The sequence below is a fragment of the Streptococcus sanguinis genome (assembly GCF_020729765.1).
GTDB classification, from domain to species: Bacteria; Bacillota; Bacilli; order Lactobacillales; family Streptococcaceae; genus Streptococcus; species Streptococcus sanguinis_Q.
In genome coordinates this window covers 1-19,108 of sequence record NZ_JAJEPD010000023.1, presented here as the reverse complement: position 1 = coordinate 19,108, position 19,108 = coordinate 1, and the positions used below count along the sequence as shown (strand labels likewise).

General features: G+C 43.3%; 15 protein-coding genes. 13 read left to right on the top strand and 2 right to left on the bottom strand.

Going from position 1 to position 19,108, the window contains the following annotated elements:
• Positions 1–265: 265 nt before the first annotated feature.
• Together K4H96_RS01855 and K4H96_RS01850 are read left to right on the top strand one after the other, a co-directional pair.
• Entirely contained in the window at positions 266–2,962 is a 2,697-nt protein-coding gene (locus K4H96_RS01855; RefSeq protein WP_223336703.1) for a cation-translocating P-type ATPase, read from the top strand.
• Positions 2,963–3,050: 88 nt separating this feature from the next.
• A complete protein-coding gene (locus tag K4H96_RS01850) occupies positions 3,051–3,842 on the top strand; it encodes a DUF2785 domain-containing protein (protein ID WP_223336704.1) in 792 nt (263 codons plus the stop codon).
• Here the strand turns inward: K4H96_RS01850 and K4H96_RS01845 are convergent.
• Complete coding sequence (locus K4H96_RS01845) at positions 3,836–4,696, bottom strand: metallophosphoesterase (protein WP_223336705.1); 861 nt, start codon at positions 4,694–4,696, stop codon at positions 3,836–3,838. The genes K4H96_RS01850 and K4H96_RS01845 overlap by 7 nt on opposite strands.
• Positions 4,697–5,006: 310 nt before the next feature.
• Here K4H96_RS01845 and prfB point away from each other — a divergent pair.
• The 3 genes from prfB (at position 5,007) to ftsX (ending at position 7,758) form a co-directional block, all read left to right on the top strand.
• Positions 5,007–6,102, top strand: a protein-coding gene (gene prfB, locus K4H96_RS01840) for a peptide chain release factor 2 (RefSeq protein WP_097677707.1) whose coding sequence is annotated in 2 segments (ribosomal slippage) — positions 5,007–5,078 and positions 5,080–6,102 — 1,095 coding nt in all. Because the reading frame shifts where the segments join, the coding sequence is not laid out codon by codon here.
• Positions 6,103–6,146: 44 nt separating this feature from the next.
• Positions 6,147–6,839 carry a cell division ATP-binding protein FtsE gene (gene ftsE / locus K4H96_RS01835; protein WP_002895890.1) on the top strand — a complete coding sequence of 231 codons (693 nt, stop codon included), beginning with the start codon at positions 6,147–6,149 and terminating at the stop codon, positions 6,837–6,839.
• A complete protein-coding gene (gene ftsX / locus K4H96_RS01830) occupies positions 6,832–7,758 on the top strand; it encodes a permease-like cell division protein FtsX (RefSeq protein WP_227956338.1) in 927 nt (308 codons plus the stop codon). The genes ftsE and ftsX overlap by 8 nt, the downstream gene beginning before the upstream one ends.
• A 69-nt stretch (positions 7,759–7,827) precedes the next feature.
• On the opposite strand, the gene K4H96_RS01825 is transcribed toward ftsX, so the two are convergent.
• The gene (locus tag K4H96_RS01825) at positions 7,828–8,466 is read right to left on the bottom strand and encodes an MBL fold metallo-hydrolase (protein WP_223336706.1); all 639 of its coding nucleotides are present in this window, start codon (positions 8,464–8,466) and stop codon (positions 7,828–7,830) included.
• A gap of 135 nt (positions 8,467–8,601) precedes the next feature.
• Here K4H96_RS01825 and K4H96_RS01820 point away from each other — a divergent pair, with 135 nt between their 5' ends.
• The 8 genes from K4H96_RS01820 to K4H96_RS01785 all read left to right on the top strand — a co-directional run.
• Complete coding sequence (locus tag K4H96_RS01820; RefSeq protein ID WP_223336707.1) at positions 8,602–11,046, top strand: bifunctional DnaQ family exonuclease/ATP-dependent helicase; 2,445 nt, start codon at positions 8,602–8,604, stop codon at positions 11,044–11,046.
• Positions 11,047–11,145: 99 nt separating this feature from the next.
• Positions 11,146–12,126, top strand: a complete 981-nt coding sequence (locus tag K4H96_RS01815; protein ID WP_125337831.1) for a YeiH family protein — start codon at positions 11,146–11,148, stop codon at positions 12,124–12,126.
• Positions 12,127–12,138: 12 nt separating this feature from the next.
• Complete coding sequence (locus K4H96_RS01810) at positions 12,139–13,371, top strand: FtsW/RodA/SpoVE family cell cycle protein (protein ID WP_004187444.1); 1,233 nt, start codon at positions 12,139–12,141, stop codon at positions 13,369–13,371.
• A gap of 77 nt (positions 13,372–13,448) precedes the next feature.
• Complete coding sequence (locus K4H96_RS01805) at positions 13,449–13,997, top strand: DJ-1 family glyoxalase III (RefSeq protein WP_125337830.1); 549 nt, start codon at positions 13,449–13,451, stop codon at positions 13,995–13,997.
• Positions 13,998–14,233: 236 nt separating this feature from the next.
• On the top strand, positions 14,234–14,800 hold the full coding sequence (locus tag K4H96_RS01800; RefSeq protein WP_317627989.1) for an HAD-IA family hydrolase: 567 nt from the start codon (positions 14,234–14,236) through the stop codon (positions 14,798–14,800).
• Positions 14,801–14,812: 12 nt separating this feature from the next.
• Positions 14,813–16,762 carry a DNA topoisomerase (ATP-hydrolyzing) subunit B gene (gene gyrB / locus K4H96_RS01795; protein ID WP_002895870.1) on the top strand — a complete coding sequence of 650 codons (1,950 nt, stop codon included), beginning with the start codon at positions 14,813–14,815 and terminating at the stop codon, positions 16,760–16,762.
• Between the two features lie 86 nt (positions 16,763–16,848).
• A complete protein-coding gene (ezrA, locus tag K4H96_RS01790; protein ID WP_227956336.1) occupies positions 16,849–18,573 on the top strand; it encodes a septation ring formation regulator EzrA in 1,725 nt (574 codons plus the stop codon).
• Positions 18,574–18,667: 94 nt separating this feature from the next.
• Positions 18,668–19,108: hypothetical protein (locus K4H96_RS01785; protein ID WP_227956335.1), on the top strand; the 441-nt coding region annotated here is incomplete at its 3' end.

Sequence of the window (19,108 nt, the reverse complement as noted above, 5' to 3'; positions counted from 1 at the left end):
ACTCTTGAAAATCATAATGTTTCCCCTTGCAAAAGCTTGAAAATTTGGTATAATAGTTTTTACTCAAGGGAGTAGCTAACGGAATAACCGTTACAAGGTCGTCAATACGAAAGAAATTTCCGGCCTTGTATGAAATAGCGAGACTTGTTAATAAACAGGTCTCTTTTTTGTTTCTGACTTTTGGATATGGCTGGTGCGACTTGAGATGATGAGTCCTAGTGGTCAGAAAATTTCAGAAATAAAAGAGGCCAAGAGGAGGAATACATTGTCAAAAGAACAAAAGCGCCAAGCTTTTTACACCCAGAGTCCTGAGGAAATTTTCAAAACTTTGGACGCTTCAGAGCAAGGTTTGTCCAGTCAAGAAGCAGCCAAGCGTTTAGCTGATTATGGCCGCAATGAACTGGATGAAGGGGAGAAAAAATCTCTCTTAATGAAGTTTTTGGAGCAGTTCAAGGATTTGATGATTATCATCTTGTTGGTAGCAGCTGTCTTGTCTGTTGTCACATCAGGTGGTGAAGACATCGCAGATGCTTTAATCATCTTAGCTGTCGTAATCATCAATGCTATTTTCGGTGTCTATCAGGAGGGCAAGGCTGAAGAAGCGATTGCGGCTCTCAAGTCTATGTCTAGCCCGGCTGCGCGTGTCCTGCGTGATGGCCATGTCACAGAAGTAGATTCTAAGGAGTTGGTACCTGGTGATATCGTTAGATTGGAAGCCGGTGATGTTGTCCCAGCAGATATGCGGCTTTTGGAAGCTAATTCACTGAAAATAGAAGAAGCGGCTCTGACAGGTGAGTCTGTGCCGGTTGAGAAAGATTTGACTGTTGAGGTAGCTGCAGATGCTGGTATTGGCGACCGGGTCAATATGGCCTTCCAAAACTCAAATGTGACCTATGGTCGAGGGGTTGGATTGGTTGTCAATACAGGGATGTATACGGAAGTCGGTCACATCGCAGGTATGTTGCAGGATGCGGATGAAACTGACACACCTCTTAAGCAAAATCTTAATAGTCTGTCTAAGGTTCTGACCTATGCTATCTTAGTAATCGCTGCAGTGACCTTTGTAGTCGGTGTCTTCATTCAAGGTAAAAATCCACTGGATGAGCTAATGACCTCTGTAGCCTTGGCAGTTGCCGCTATTCCAGAAGGTCTGCCAGCTATCGTTACCATCGTGCTGGCTTTGGGAACTCAGGTTCTGGCTAAGCGGAATTCGATTGTCCGTAAGCTTCCTGCTGTTGAGACTTTGGGTTCAACTGAGATTATCGCTTCAGATAAGACTGGTACCCTGACCATGAATAAGATGACGGTCGAAAAAGTCTTTTACGACGGAGTCCTGAATGAAGCTGGACAAGATATTGAACTTGGACTGGAGCTGCCGCTCTTACGTTCGGTTGTTTTGGCCAATGATACCAAGATTGACCAAGAAGGGAAGCTGATTGGTGACCCAACGGAAACAGCCTTTATCCAGTATGCTTTGGACAAGGGCTACGATGTGAAGGCCTTTTTAGAGAAATATCCTCGTGTAGCTGAGCTGCCCTTTGATTCAGACCGTAAGCTCATGTCTACTGTCCATCCATTGCCAGATGGGAAATTCCTTGTGGCAGTCAAGGGAGCACCAGATCAACTCTTGAAACGCTGTGTTGCCCGTGATAAGGATGGAGATGTTGCAGCGATTGATGATGCTACTTCACAGCTGATTAAGTCTAACAACTCAGACATGGCTCACCAAGCTCTGCGCGTGCTGGCTGGTGCCTACAAGATTATTGATGCAGTTCCGACTGACCTGACATCTAAAAATCTAGAAAATGATTTAATCTTTACTGGTTTAATCGGTATGATTGACCCAGAACGTGCAGAAGCAGCAGAAGCTGTTCGCGTAGCCAAGGAAGCTGGTATTCGTCCGATTATGATTACCGGTGACCATCAGGATACAGCAGAAGCTATCGCCAATCGCTTGGGAATCATCGAAGAAGGAGATACTGAAGACCATGTCCTGACTGGTGCTGAACTCAATGAGCTTTCTGATGCAGAATTCGAAAAGGTTGTTGGCCAATACTCTGTCTATGCCCGAGTTTCGCCTGAGCATAAGGTACGGATTGTCAAAGCGTGGCAAAACCAAGGTAAGGTCGTAGCCATGACAGGTGATGGTGTCAATGACGCACCAGCTTTGAAGACAGCTGATATCGGTATCGGTATGGGTATTACAGGTACAGAAGTATCTAAGGGTGCCTCTGACATGATTCTGGCAGATGATAACTTTGCGACCATCATTGTAGCCGTGGAAGAAGGACGCAAGGTCTTCTCTAATATTCAAAAGACTATCCAGTATCTCCTTTCAGCTAATACAGCTGAGGTACTGACTATTTTCTTGGCAACCCTCTTTGGATGGGATGTGTTACAGCCAGTTCATCTGCTCTGGATCAACTTGGTAACGGATACCTTCCCTGCCATTGCTCTGGGGGTTGAGCCTGCTGAGCCAGGTGTCATGAGTCATAAGCCTCGTGGCCGTAAGTCTAGCTTCTTCTCAGGTGGAGTTATGAGCTCTATCATCTATCAGGGTGTCCTGCAAGGGGCTTTGGTTCTGGCAGTTTATGGTTATGCTATCTCTAATCCCGTCCATGTCGGTGATATCAAGACTATCCATGCGGATGCTCTGACAATGGCCTTTGCAACTCTTGGCCTCATCCAGCTCTTCCATGCTTATAATGTGAAATCTGTTTACCAATCTATCTTTACAGTTGGACCATTTAAGTCTAAGACCTTTAACTGGTCTATCCTGGTTTCTTTCATCCTATTGATTTCAACTATTGTAATTGATCCACTGGAAAAGATTTTCCATGTGACCAAGCTGGACTTGTCACAATGGACAGTTGTTCTGATTGGTAGCTTTGCCATGATTGTTATTGTTGAAATTGTTAAGTTCATCCAACGTAAATTAGGTATGGATAAGAATGCTATTTAACAGTAAAAAGTCATCTACGGATGGCTTTTTTGCGTACAAGGCGGTATAATCACATTTAAAGAAAGCAACTCGAAAGGACGGTGAAAGTATGTATCAAAACTTACGAAAGAAGTTGGAAGAAGCTTCTCCTTTATATTATGAGGAAGAAATCTTATGGTTACTGGATCATATTGGTCATCCAGAAGCGACAATCCGTGATGAGTTAGTCTTTTCGTCCTTAGCGAGGGGACTTCAGGCTGACCTGTTTTCAGCTGAACAGTTTCGTTTCTTGGCTCAAGAAGCAGTCAAAAGACAAGGACTTTTTTATATGAGTGATAAAAATGGTCAAGCTACCTTAACACGTTCCTTCACGGCTTTACTTTATGCAAATCTCTTAAACTGTGATGGCAATCCAAACTCTTCGTATTATCAGGCTTTATCAGTGCAAGGAAGAAAATACTTACTAAATAAGGGGCTAACCTACTTGTCAGGAGAAAGAGACACAAGGGGTTACTCCAGGAAATACGGTTGGGTTCATGCCTTCGCTCATGGAGCAGACTTATTGACAGAAGTGGCTTGTCATCCGGACTTTCCCTCCAGTAGGATGCCAGAGGTTTTAGAGGTCATTCATCAAGTTTTTAAAAGAGTTTCAGTCCGTTTCGGAAATGATGAGGATTGGCGCTTAGCCCAGGTGCTCTATCAAGCTGTCTTAAAGAAAAAACTGTCGCAGCATGAACTTAGACTGTGGCTTCAATCACAGAGTTTTCCATTGGAAAGTAACCAAGACTTCATTGCTTTTTCCAATTTTCGTTCCTGTTTATTAGAAGTCTATGTGCAGTTGGACAGCAAAAAACAGCTCTCAGATGAGCTGAGAGCTGCAATTCAACATTTCCATTACTGAACTTCAATCACTGTTAAAGCATCTCGCAGTTCAGCTGCCAGGTGTTTTTTCTTATAGTCTTGAAATTCGGCTAAATCTTTAACAGCATTATAACGCTTGTGCAGGCGGTACATCTGGGGAATCTTATACTGAGGAAAATCATTAAAAAAGTTCCGAGTCAGTTCCCATTCACGAATGTAGCCCAGAGGACGCATATGGTAGCGGACACCTTCGATGATACGGCTTTGGTGGCGGTGATGGAGATGGCCGAAAACCACCTCTTTCACCCTGTATTTGACAAAGAGTCGATGAAAAGCTTGGCTTCCTAGGAAGGCGTTGAAGCGCTGGAAGTAGGGATGGTCGTATAGAAAGTCTTGATGGGGGACAAAATGCAGAGCAACAATAATGGGACCATCTAAAGTCGCCAGCAGTTTTTCTAAGTCTTGCAGTGTCTGAGCTGTAATGCTAGGATCGTCGAGTTGACGCTCCAATCTGCGGTCAAACCAGAAATTAGTCTTGGTTCTCAGATGCTCTTCCTTGCTTTTTTCTGGAACAAAGCTATAGTCGTACCAGCCTGAAAAGCTGATGAGCTTGGTTTGGCCGAACTGCTGGACCTGAAAATCATAGTTTGAAATTTCTTGCTCAGAAAGTCCCAGCATATCGTGATTTCCTAGATTAAAAGAAAGGGGAATCTCTTGCTTCAAAGTTTCAATAAAGGGAAAACTGATCTTGGTCAGGTCGTTGGACAGGTCCCCAGCAATGTGTAGGTGGTCAATCCCTTCATTTTTTAAAAGCTGGAGAAGAGCTTGTTGCTCAAAATCCCCAAACTGATTGGAGTCCAGATGGAGGTCGCTCATAAATCCGATTCTTGTCATGGTTTTAGTCTAGCATATTTTTCAAAACTTGGAAATGCTTAAGCCCCCATGGAGAGTCTCCCTTTTATCTGAATACCTCATAAATTATCGTAACCATGTATTTCGTTTATCCATGAATGTAGGCTAGGAAGTCTTGAAATAGTTCTTCCAACCCCATGTCATTATATTACTTTTCTAACAATTAGGTGACAAGGAGTCGCTTGTCTTGCCTAGCTAGGGAAAATCCGATAAAATGTAAGCTGCTGAATGTGAGATTAGGCAAACTGTTTAATTTATGTTATAATTAAACGATATGTGAAAAGAGGTATTTATGGACATTTCAGAAATTCGTCAAAAGATTGACGCAAATCGTGAAAAATTAGCTTCTTTCAGGGGGTCTCTTTGACTTAGAAGGTCTGGAAGAAGAAATTGCCATCTTAGAAAATAAGATGACAGAACCTGACTTTTGGGATGACAATATTGCAGCCCAGAAGACTTCTCAAGAGCTAAATGAACTCAAGCAAACCTATGAAAATTTTCATCAAATGACTGAGCTTTTTGATGAATCGGAAATCTTGCTTGATTTTCTGGCTGAAGATGAGTCGGTTCAGGGTGAGTTGGAAGAAAAGCTGGCAGAACTTGAGAAAATGATGACCAGTTATGAAATGACCCTGCTCCTATCTGAGCCTTATGACAATAATAATGCTATCCTTGAAATTCACCCGGGATCTGGTGGTACAGAGGCCCAGGATTGGGGAGATATGCTGCTGCGTATGTATACACGCTTTGGCAATGCCAAGGGCTTCAAAGTAGAGGTCTTGGACTATCAAGCTGGTGATGAAGCAGGCATCAAGTCAGTGACTCTTTCATTTGAAGGGCCGCACGCTTATGGTCTGCTCAAGTCAGAAATGGGAGTCCACCGTTTGGTTCGAATTTCGCCATTTGACTCAGCCAAGCGTCGCCATACTTCTTTTACCTCAGTAGAGGTCATGCCAGAGCTGGATGACACCATTGAGGTGGAAATTCGCGATGACGATATTAAGATGGACACTTTCCGCTCGGGAGGAGCCGGCGGGCAGAACGTCAATAAAGTTTCGACTGGTGTGCGACTGACGCATATTCCGACAGGAATCGTGGTGCAGTCTACCGTTGACCGGACCCAGTATGGAAATCGTGATCGGGCGATGAAGATGCTGCAGGCTAAGCTTTATCAGCTAGAGCAAGAGAAACAAGCAGCCGAAGTCGATTCACTCAAGGGAGATAAGAAGGAGATTTCCTGGGGCAGCCAAATCCGCTCCTATGTCTTTACGCCTTATACTATGGTCAAAGACCATCGGACCAGTTACGAAGTAGCACAGGTGGACAAGGTGATGGATGGAGATTTGGATGGTTTCATCGACGCTTATTTGAAATGGCGTTTGAACTAGGAAATGCAAGAGATTAGAATTAGATTGAAAGGAAATTTCAATAGATGTCAATAATTGAAATGAAAGATGTTGTCAAGAAGTATGGCAACGGGACCACTGCCCTGCGTAGTGTGTCTATTAACGTAGAACCTGGGGAGTTTGCCTATATTGTAGGCCCTTCAGGAGCGGGGAAGTCAACCTTTATTCGTTTGCTTTACCGGGAGATAAAGCTGGATAAGGGAAGTCTGAAAGTAGCTGATTTTGACTTGGCTAAGATTAAGAAGCGAGATGTTCCAATGCTGCGCCGTCAGGTTGGAGTCGTCTTCCAGGACTATAAACTTCTTCCTAAAAAGACGGTGTATGAGAATATTGCCTACGCCATGGAAGTTATCGGTGAGCGCCGCCGCAATATTAAAAAGCGGGTTATGGAAGTGCTGGACCTAGTTGGTCTTAAGCACAAGGTCCGCTCATTCCCTAATGAGCTTTCCGGTGGTGAGCAGCAGCGGATTGCCATTGCGCGTGCTATTGCTAACAACCCTAAAGTCCTGATTGCGGATGAGCCGACAGGAAACTTGGACCCAGATAATTCTTGGGAGATTATGAACCTGCTGGAGCGGATTAACCTTCAGGGAACAACTGTCCTGATGGCAACCCACAACAGCCAGATTGTAAATACTCTGCGTCACCGCGTTATTGCTATTGAAAATGGCCGTGTGGTACGTGATGAAGCGGAAGGAGAATACGGATACGATGATTAGAAGATTTTTTCGTCATTTGATTGAGTCGCTTAAGAGTCTTACGCGGAATGGTTGGATGACTGTAGCGGCTGTCAGCTCGGTTATGATTACCTTGAGCTTAGTGGCTGTTTTTGCTTCAGTAATTTTAAATACAGCCAAGTTGGCAAATGATATTTCCAATAATGTCCGCGTCATGGTATACATGCGTAAGGATGTTTTCGATAATAGCGAAACGATTGTAAAAGAAGGTCAAACAGTTCAGAATGAAGACTATCACAAGGTCTATGATGCTCTGACTTCTATGAAAAATGTAGAGAAGGTTACTTTTTCTAGTAAGCAAGAGCAGTATAATAAGCTAACAGAGACCATGGGTAGTGAGTGGGATGTTTTTGATGAAGAAAATAATCMTCTTTACGATGCTTATATTGTTGAGACCAAGGCACCTAAGTATGTAGAATCTGTTACAAAAGATGCTCGTAAGATTGATGGTGTATCAGAGGTTCAAAATGGTGGTACCAATACCAAAAATCTCTTTGCGTTTTCTAATTTCATCCAAACATGGGGATTGATTGGGACAGCGCTTCTGATTTTCATTGCTATCCTTCTCATTTCCAATACTATTCGGATTACCATTATTTCCCGAAGTCGTGAGATTCAAATCATGCGCTTGGTTGGTGCCAAAAATAGCTATATCCGCGGTCCATTTCTGTTTGAAGGAGCATGGATTGGCTTGTTAGGAGCAACAGTTCCGTCACTTGTAGTGTATTTGACATATGGTATAGCCTACCAGACTATGAATAAGAGCTTGGTAGGTCAAGGACTTTCTATGATTGATCCAAAACTCTTTAGTCCGATTATGATAGCAGCACTCTTTGTGTTGGGAATTCTTATCGGATCATTGGGATCTATCATCTCTATGAGACGCTTCTTGAAGATTTAACAAATCATAAAAAAACAGAGTTTGAAGAATTTCAAACTCTATTTTTGTTATAGTTAATTGCTTTAATGGCTACTGAGCTAAAAATGGATTAAAGATTTTTTCATGTGAAATAGTGGTATCATGACCATGCCCAGGATAAACAGCGTAGTCTTTAGGTAATACCAGAAGTTTCTCGCGAATGGATGTCAGCAATTGCTCCATGTTTCCTGTCGGCAGATCCGTTCGTCCGATGCTTTCTCGAAAGAGGGCATCGCCCGTCAAAACAAGGCAGTCATTAGGAAAGACTAGAGAGACACCTCCGATGGAGTGGCCAGGTGTTGCAAGCACATAGAAGTGAAAGCCTCCAATATCATAGTCTGTTTCGTAGGAGAAAAACTCTTCTGCTGGTCGACAGATAATATCATCCAGATCAGCATGGCGCGCCAGACCAGATAGGTTATCTGTCGGTGTGTAGAGCCAGCTGCTTTCACTCTCAGCCACATAGACAGGTGGGGCAGCATAGTGCTCCCGGACCTTTTCTAAACTCATAATGTGGTCATAATGGGTGTGGGTTAGGAGAATAGCAATCACAGGCTTGGTGAGTTCCTCCAGCTTGCGCTCAATCTTTTTCCAGTCGCTGCCAGGATCGACGACTAGGAGGCCTTGATCGTTCTCTAAGATATAGGTATTTTCAAATGCAACAAGGTTGATAATTTTATGAATCTTCATTTGATTTCCTCGGAAAATGTATTCTGCTATTGAGTGTAACAGAAAAGAAAATTTTTTGCACAGAATTGCTTCATAGACTATGGCTGAAAATTTTCAGATGTCTCAGAATGGCTTTTATGATATAATCATAGCAGTATGACACAAAATGATTATAAGTATGCCGTTGTGGACTTGGAGGCTACAGGAACGGGCAGTAGTGCAAAGATTATCCAGATTGGCATTGTTCTGATTGAGAATGGAATCATTACCAAGACTTATGAAACAGATGTCAATCCTCATGAGGAACTGGATGAGCATATCAAAGAGCTGACAGGTTTGGATGATGAGCGGCTTGGCCGAGCACCGGAGTTTTCTCAGGTAGCAGCTGAGGTATATGAGTTGATTCAGGATGCGATTTTTGTCGCTCATAATGTCAAGTTTGACGCTAATCTACTAGCAGAGGCCCTTTTCTGGGAAGGGTTTGACTTGCTGACACCACGTGTGGACACGGTAGAGTTGGCTCAGGTCTTCTACCCGACCTTTGATAAATATTCCTTGGGCAATCTCTGTAATTTACTGGATATTTCTTTGGAAAACGCCCATACTGCTCTGGCAGATGCTCAAGCAACGGCTCAGCTATTTTTAAAAATACAAGACAAAATCAAGAGCCTGCCCAAGGCCTTGGTTGAGAAAATGCTAACTTTGGCTGACAGCATTATCTATGAGTCGCGCTTGGCTATCGAGGAAGTTTATCAGACGATGCCGGATCAGCAAGATAAGGAACTGCAATCCTGGCATGGTATTTTCCTGCGACGTTCCCAAAAGCTGACTTCGGAAAAGAAGCTGTCGCAGGATTTCCTCACCAATCTATACCTGCTGGGCTTAGAAGAGCGGTCTGAACAGCTCAAATTTGCTCGTTTTATGGAGGAAGCTCTGGACCAGCAGGAGCCTAGTTTTTTAGAGGCGCAGACAGGCTTGGGCAAGACTTTTGGCTACTTGCTGCCTATTCTATCTAGAGGTCAAGAAAAAGTACTAGTGACGGTTCCGACTAAGATCCTGCAGGACCAGCTGCTGCAAAAGGAAGGGCGATTGTTGGAGGAAGTATTTGGTATTTCCTTTCACAGTCTCAAGAGTCCGGAGAATTATCTCAAGCTGGACCATTTCTATCAGACACTGGACAGGGAATATGACAACCGTTTGGTTAATCGCTGCAAACTGCAACTCTTGGTTTGGCTGACAGAAACCAAAACGGGTGATTTGAATGAAATCGGACAGGCTCATCGCTTCTCAAGCTACTTTAATGAAATCCGTCATGATGGCAAGCTAAGCAAACATTCTCTTTTTTATGAGGAAGATTTTTGGCGGTTGGGACAGGTCAAGTCAGCTACTAGTCGAGTCGTGGTTACCAATCATGCATACCTGCTGACGCGTTTAGAGGATGACCAGTCTTTGCTGGACAATCGTATTCTGGTAGTTGATGAAGCTCAGAAGATGTTTTTCGCCTTGGAAAGCTTCTCTCAGTCCAGTATAAATCTAACTAAAACGCTGCAGCAGATAAATCATCTCCTTCAGGAAGAAGGGAAACTTCTGCAGCAACGGCTTTTGCAAAGCATTCAGTTTGAGCTGGCTGATGCCGCAGAGAAGCATCGCAAGAAAGCATCAGAGCTAAGTCCGGAAAAGATTTCCCGACTGCTTCAGGATGTGTCCGAGTTAAAGACAAGTTCATTGCCTGAGCTGCAGCACTTGTTCAGTGGCAAATACCAGTATTATTGGTTGGTTGATGAAGTTTTGGCAGATCATCGCTTGATGACTCTGCATGCTGGTCGTTCAGAATTGCTGCATTTTACTGACTTCCTTCCTGAAAATGCTAAGGTTATCTTGGTTTCGTCCACTCTGGAAATCAGCTCAAAGGTCAATCTGGCGCAGTTGCTAGGCTTTGAAAGTTATCACTTTTACAAGCTGAAAAGCAAGAAGAAGCCGCTGCAGAAGCTCTTTTTAGATGAAAGTTTTCCAGCAGTAGTGGATTTGTCAACTGAGGAATTTGCCCAAGAGATTGTTGCTTGTCTGCAAGAAGTGGCAAAACTTGGTCTGCCTATCGTCGTCCTCTTCACTTCTAAAGACTTGCTTTTGACTGTTTCGGTCTTGCTGGCTCTGCCGCATTTAGCCCAATATAAAAATGGCGATGCCGGCAATATCAAACGCCGTTTTGATAGAGGAGAGGCAGGTATCCTTTTGGGCTCTGGCAGCTTTTGGGAGGGGGCGGATTTTGCTGAGCAAAATCAGATTATTCAGCTGATTACTCGGATTCCATTTGACAATCCCAAGGATTTCTTTGTGCAGAAGATTAACAGCCGCCTGAAAGCAGAAGGTAAGAATGCCTTTTATGATTATCAACTGCCTCTTGCCATCTTACGGCTTAAGCAGGCTATTGGCCGGACTCGGCGCAATGAGCATCAGAAATCAGCTGTTATTCTTTTGGACAATCGCATTTCTAGTAAACGCTATGGAAAGCAGATTCAGCATCATCTATCACAATTGGCTTCTTTAGATATCCTACCAGAGGCAGCCATTATGCAGGAATTACAAGAATTTTTTGACTGAAACTATCTGAAATCAGCTGAGTTTTATTGGCTGATTTTTTAGTTCCATTCAGATTTTTGGGAAAGAATTTGTTATAATGAGAGGCATAAGAAAGAAGGAGTGCTCGTGAAAAAATATTTACCAGGAATTCTGTTATCCTTTGGCATAGCAGCTGTTTCTATCTTTTTAGGCGGTTTGCTTCCCTTGATAGGCTCTAGTGTTTTGGCTATTATCTTTGGGATTGTTTTGAACAACAGCATGAAGCTGCCGGCTGCTTTTCAGGAAGGACTCAGCTATTCAGGGAAGAAATTGCTGCAGTATTCCATCATCTTTTTGGGATTTTCCATGTCCATTGGTCAGGTTTCTGAGACAGGGATTTCTTCTCTTCGTATCAGTCTTATTACGATTCTGATAGCCTTTCTGGCGGCCTATCTGGCTGGCCGTTTCTTTAAGATGAATCGTGTCTTGACTATTTTAATTGGTTTTGGAACAGCCATCTGCGGTGGCTCTGCCATAGCGGCTGCTTCACCAATCTTGGAAGCTGATGAAGAGGAAATCGCTCTGTCTATCTCCACTATTTTCTTTTTCAATATTTTAGCAGTATTCATTTTCCCTTTTTTAGGGCATTTGCTGCAGATGTCGGATGCATTTTTCGGGACTTGGGCTGGAACAGCCATCAATGATACTTCGTCAGTAGTGGCGGCAGGTTATACATTTAGCCCGTCAGCTGGAGACTTGGCGACCATTGTCAAGCTTAGTCGGGCCCTGATGATTGTACCGGCTTGCTTAATCTTCGCAGCTTATCGCTATATCAAGTCTAAGAAGTCGTCGCAAAAGACAAACTTGAAACAGATTTTTCCTTGGTTTATAGCTTGGTTTGTCCTAGCTTCACTTATCAGCAGTCTGGGATTTCTTCCGGCTGCTGTTATCCCCTATACAAAATTCATTTCTCAGTGGCTGATGGCTATGGCCTTGGCAGCTATTGGCGCCAAGGTTTCCTTTAAGCAGTTTAAGCAAGCAGGAGCAGCGCCTTTGCTGACTGGTGCCTTTGCTTGGTTCTGCGTCGCTGTTTCTAGCTTGATTATCCAGTATTTTTTCTAAAAAGGAGGGACTATGCCCTATCAAAGACGGACGTTTGAGTCTCGGATTGATTATAGTTTAATTTTGCCCGTTTTGATGTTGCTTTCAATCGGAGTTGTGGCTATTTACATTGCTGTTAGTCATGATTATCCTGACAATGCCTGGCCCATGGTTGGTCAGCAGATTGCCTGGATTGCGGTGGGCTTCCTGCTCAGCTTTATCCTCATGTTTTTTAACACCAAGTTTCTCTGGAAAATTACGCCTTATCTCTATGTTTTTGGTCTTGGCCTCATGGTCTTGCCTCTGATTTTTTACAGTGAATCTCTTGTAGCCTCTACTGGTGCTAAAAACTGGATTGCTATTCGTGGGGTGACCCTCTTTCAGCCCTCGGAGTTCATGAAGATTTCATATATTCTCATGCTGTCGCGGCTGGTGGTTCATTTTCTCCAGCAGCACAAGCAGGATGAGCGAACCTTGGCTTTAGACTTTTTTCTAATTCTGAAGCTTGGGCTCTACACTTTGCCTGTTCTGGTTCTGTTAACCCTTCAGAGTGATTTGGGGACGGCTCTGGTTTTTGTTGCTATATACGGCGGCATTGTTCTACTGTCAGGTGTTTCTTGGAAGATTATCCTGCCGGTCTTTCTGACGGGAGTCCTGCTGTTGGGAGGATTTCTCTTTATCTTTATTTCCGATGGCGGTCGTGCCTTTCTGCATAATCTTGGCATGCCAACCTACCAAATCAATCGGATTTTGGCTTGGCTTCATCCTTTTGACTACGCTCAGACGACCACCTTCCAGCAAGCACAGGGACAAATCGCTGTCGGAAGCGGCGGTCTGACTGGTCAAGGCTTTAATGTTTCGAATCTCTTGGTGCCTGTTCGGGAAAGTGATATGATTTTCACCGTTATTGCAGAAGATTTTGGTTTCTTAGGTTCAACCTTGGTTATCATGCTCTATTTACTGCTGATTTATCGCATGCTCAAGATTACGATTAAATCCAACAACCAGTTTTATACCTATATCTCAACTGGCTTTATCATGATGCTGCTCTTCCATATCTTTGAAAATATTGGAGCGGTGACAGGGATTCTGCCTCTGACAGGGATTCCACTGCCCTTTATTTCACAGGGTGGCTCTTCCATCATCAGTAATCTTATCGGTGTTGGTCTCCTGCTATCTGTCTCCTATCAGAACAGCCTGACGGATGAAAAGAAGGAGCGAATTCCTGCAGTCCGAAAAAAAGTCGTACTGAAGAAATTAAAATAAAATAAACAGATAGCAAGTTTTTGACTCACAAATCAGATGCGATTTTGTGACTGGCTCATCTCAGAAAGGATATTTTCATGAAAAAAGCAGCTTTACTCTTAGCTCCCGGTTTTGAAGAAATCGAGGCCTTGACAGTTGTGGATGTCTTGCGCCGTGCAGGTCTTGTCTGTAATATGATTGGTTTTGATGAATCAGTGACTGGGTCTCATGCCATCACTGTTCAAGCGGATCAGGTCTGGAAGGGGCGGCTGGATGACTACGATATGGTCATCTTGCCAGGAGGGATGCCAGGATCGGCTAATCTCCGTGATGATGACCGCCTGATGCAGCTTTTGCAGGACTTTCAGCAGGCGGACAAATTCATCGCTGCCATCTGTGCTGCTCCCATTGCTCTTGACCGTGCAGGTATCTTGACTGGTAAGTATTTCACTTGCTATGATGGTGCGCAAGACAATATTAAAAATGGAACTTACCGTAAAGAAACAGTTCTTGTTGATGGGAAGCTGATTACTAGCCGTGGTCCATCGACTGCCTTGGCTTTCGCCTATGAGCTGGTTCGTCAGCTGGGAGGGGACGCCGAGCAGTTGGCTGATGCTATGCTTTATACAGATGTATTTGGAAAATAAAGAAGATGCTGGGATTCATAATGTTTCCCAGCTTTTTTGAAGTCTAATTTACCTTAGCGCTCCTCTATATGGAACGGGTTTAGGGATATTGGAAAGGACGAAACCATCATCCATTTTTAAATTTTAGATTCTTTAAGATATTTTGTTTAGAAAAAGGGTTGAAAAAAGTCGGAAAAGTGCTGGATTCGGGCAAATATTAGCCCCTTTTTCATGAAAATTATGGTATAATGAAAGGTATGAATTATCAAGATTACATCTGGGATTTAGGTGGAACACTCTTGGATAATTATGAAACTTCGACAGCAGCTTTTGTTCAAACCTTGAAAGAGTTTGGTATGCAAGCTGGTCACGACGAAGTTTATAAGGCCCTCAAGGTGTCTACGGACTATGCCGTCCAGCAGTTTGCTCCCCAAGAAAAAGACTTTTTAAAGTTTTATAAGGCCAATGAAGCAGAAGAGTTGACTCATCCTGTCTTATTTGACGGCGCGGCAGAGTTGCTTAGGCGGATTGTGGCCAAGGGCGGTCGGAATTTTCTGGTCTCCCACCGGGACAACCAAGTGCTGGAAATCTTGGAAAAGACTGCCATTTCATCAGCATTTACAGAAGTGGTGACATCGGCGAATGGCTTTCCAAGGAAACCCTCACCAGACTCCATGCTCTATCTAAAAGACAAGTATCAGATTGCCTCTGGCTTGGTCATTGGTGACCGTCCGCTGGATATTGAAGCAGGGCAGGCAGCTGGCTTTGACACCTATCTCTTTGATAATATGCAGCATCTTGAAGAATTTATAGATATTGATTAGAAAAGGAACACTATGACAGAAGAAAAGCAGCAAGATATACAGGCCCAGGAATATGATGCCAGTCAGATTCAGGTCTTAGAAGGCTTAGAAGCCGTTCGTATGCGTCCAGGGATGTATATCGGTTCGACCTCCAAGGAAGGTCTTCACCATTTAGTATGGGAAATTGTTGACAACTCGATTGATGAGGCGCTGGCTGGTTTTGCCAGCCACATTCAAGTCTTTATCGAAAAAGATAATTCCATAACAGTAGTGGATAACGGTCGGGGAATTCCCGTTGATATTCAGGAGAAAACAGGCCGTCCGGCCGTAGAAACCGTCTTTACCGTGCTCCATGCCGGAGGAAAATTCGGCGGTGGGGGATACAAGGTATCAGGAGGTCTGCACGGTGTGGGCTCTTCCGTTGTAAATGCCCTGTCCACTCAGCTGGATGTCCGCGTTTATAAGAATGGCCAGATTCATTACCAAGAATACCGTCGCGGTCATGTAGTCGCGGACCTAGAAATCATCGGTGAGACAGACCGTACTGGTACGACAGTTCACTTTACACCGGATCCAGAGATTTTCACTGAAACAGTAGAATTTGACTTTGAAAAGCTCAATAAGCGGGTGCAAGAATTGGCTTTCCTCAATCGTGGTCTCAGAATTTCCATCACTGATAAGCGAGATGGAATGGAGCAGGTCAAGGATTACCACTATGAAGGTGGGATTGCCAGCTATGTCCAATACATCAATGAAAACAAGGATGTAATCTTTGAAACGCCGATTTATACCGACGGCGAAATGGACGACATTACGGTTGAAGTGGCTATGCAGTATACGACTGGCTACCACGAAACAGTCATGAGCTTTGCTAATAATATCCATACCCACGAGGGTGGAACGCATGAGCAAGGTTTCCGGACTGCCCTGACTCGGGTTATCAATGACTATGCCAAGAAAAATAAGCTTCTCAAAGAAAACGAGGACAATCTGACTGGAGAAGATGTCCGTGAGGGACTGACAGCGGTCATCTCTGTCAAGCACCCTAACCCTCAGTTTGAAGGTCAGACCAAGACCAAGCTGGGCAATAGCGAAGTGGTCAAGATTACCAATCGCCTCTTTAGTGAAGCTTTCTCAGATTTCCTTTTGGAAAATCCTGCGGTGGCTCGAAAAATCGTTGAAAAAGGGATTTTGGCTTCTAAGGCCAGAATTGCTGCCAAGCGAGCTCGGGAAGTAACCCGCAAGAAGTCTGGCTTGGAAATCTCCAATCTGCCAGGAAAATTGGCTGACTGTTCGTCCAACGATCCACAGGAAACCGAACTCTTCATCGTGGAGGGGGATTCAGCGGGTGGTTCAGCTAAGTCCGGCCGTAACCGTGAATTTCAGGCCATTCTGCCAATTCGCGGTAAGATTCTCAATGTTGAAAAAGCCAGCATGGACAAGATATTGGCCAATGAAGAAATCCGCAGTCTCTTTACTGCTATGGGAACTGGTTTCGGTGCTGACTTTGATGTCAGCAAGGCTCGCTACCAAAAATTAGTCATCATGACTGATGCCGATGTAGATGGTGCTCACATTCGGACCCTGCTCTTAACCTTGATTTACCGCTATATGAAGCCGGTTCTGGAAGCTGGATTTGTCTACATCGCTCAGCCGCCAATTTATGGCGTCAAGGTCGGAAGTGAAGTCAAAGAATATATTCAGCCAGGTGCTAATCAGGAAGAAGAGCTTCAAGCTGCTTTGGCTCGCTACAGTGAAGGTCGCTCCAAGCCAACCATTCAACGCTATAAAGGTCTTGGAGAGATGGATGACCATCAGCTGTGGGAGACAACTATGAATCCTGAACATCGCTTGATGGCGCGAGTTTCAGTGGATGATGCAGCGGAAGCTGACAAGATTTTTGACATGCTGATGGGGGATCGCGTTGAACCTCGTCGTGAATTTATCGAAGAAAATGCTGTATACAGTACGCTCGACGTCTAAAAAAATCAGAAAAATCAACCATTATGGGCAAAAATATGATATAATCATTATGTTTGCTTTATAGTAACAATGTGAAGGAGTTCTATATGTCTATTGGACTAGTTATTCTCGTTGCTGTGGTAGCTCTGCTTTTGGTTGTCGGCTATGGTACTGCAGTTCTGATGAGAAAGAGAAATGAAGCTTTACTTCAAAATTTAGAGGAGAGAAAAGAAGCACTCTATAATCTCCCGGTAAATGATGAAGTTGAAGAAGTAAAAAATATGCATTTGATTGGGCAGAGTCAGGTAGCCTTCCGTGAATGGAATCAAAAATGGGTAGACCTGTCCTTAAATTCATTTGCTGATATCGAAAATAATCTATTTGAAGCAGAAGGTTACAATAATTCTTTCCGTTTCATAAAAGCCAAGCATGCCATCGGCAATATTGAGAGTCAGATTGATTTGATTGAAGAAGATATCAAGATGATTCGTGCTGCCTTGGAAGATCTTAAAGAGCAAGAGTCTAAAAACAGCGGTCGTGTGCTCCATGCCTTGGATTTGTTTGAAAAACTGCAAACCCAGGTCGCAGAGAATGCAGATTCGTATGGGCAAGCCCTTGCTGAGATTGAGAAGCAACTGGAAAATATCCAGTCAGAGTTTTCTCAGTTTGTGACCCTTAATTCTTCAGGTGACCCGGTTGAGGCGGCTGAAATCTTGGATAAAGCTGAGGATCATATCCTTGCTCTGACACATATCGTTGAGAAAGTTCCTGCCATTGTCGAAGAGTTGACTGTTAAACTGCCAGATCAGTTGGAAGACTTAGAATCTGGTCATCGTAAGCTCTTGGAATCTGGTTATCACTTTATCGAAACAGATATAGAGTCTCGTTTCCAGCAGCTTCATGCAAGTCTCAAACGCAACGAAGCCAATATTTCAGCCCTAGAGCTGGATAATGCTGAGTATGAAAATGAGCAGGCGCAAGAAGAGATTAACGCTCTTTATGAAATTTTTACGCGGGAAATTGAAGCCCACAAAGTAGTGGAGAAGCTGATTAAAAATTTACCAAGCTATTTGGCTCATACAAAGGAAAACAACCAGCAACTCCAAAAAGAGATAGAACGTTTATCTCAAACCTTCCTTATCTCTGATACGGAAACTTCTCATGTCAAGGAGTTGCAGGCTGAACTTTCTGCCCAGGAAGATGTGGTTCTTAGCGCGGTAGAAGATTCTTCTGAAACCAAGCAAGCTTATTCAGTGGTTCAGGAAGAGTTGGAAGATATCCAAGAGCGTTTGAAAGAAATCGAAGATGAGCAGATTTCTCTTGGTGAAGCACTTGCAGAGATTGAAAAAGATGATGCTAATGCTCGCCAAAAAGTCAATATCTATGCCAACAAATTGCATACCATTAAGAGATATATGGAAAAACGCAATTTGCCAGGTATTCCAGACTCTTTCTTAGAAATTTTCTTCTCAACCAGCAACAATATTGAAGAGTTGGTGAAGGAATTGGAAGCTACACGAGTCAATATCGAATCAGTTAACCGTTGGCTGGAAATTCTAGGGAATGATATGGAGCAATTGGAAGAAGAAACCTATCGTATCGTCCAAGATGCTACCTTGACTGAGCAGTTGCTGCAGTATTCAAACCGCTATCGTTCCTTTGATGATAACGTACAAGCAGCTTTCAACAAGTCCTTGTATGTCTTTGAACATGACTACGACTACGCTCAATCCTTGGAAATCATTTCAAAAGCTTTGGATCTTGTCGAGCCAGGCGTGACAGAGCGTTTTGTGACATCCTACGAAARAACACGCGAGAATATTCGTTTTTAAAAGAAGTTCCTTCGGGAACTTTTTTTCATTCTCAGCAAAAAGGCTCTTATGTTATAATAGAGGGATAAATGAAAGCGGAAAGTCTATAAAAGAAATGAAAAAGATTAAAAAATATATTACTTTCATTATTCTTGGAGGTGTAGCCGTTTTATCAATAACATTGATAAATGGCTGGCGTTTGGATGATTACACTATCCCCAAAAATAGAACAAAAGAACAGTACGAATTTGAGAAAACATTTGATCCTATGTTTAAATTTTTGGAAGAAGAAAAAAAGGATTTTACTGGATTAAAAGGTTACATAAGTCGTGTTTATATAGAACATGGAGACGAAGTCAAAAAATATTCAGTGGATTTAGATATTACTCAAGCTGATATTAAGGGTGATTACACAATAACAATCGGTGATAAAGAAGAGACTGTTCCCGTTACTTATTCTAACGGCAAACTAAATTACAGCTCAGAGATAAGTCCTTTATTTGATGAAGAGATTCTTAACTTAGTTGTTCAAAGAAATCATTTTGAATCCTTAGAT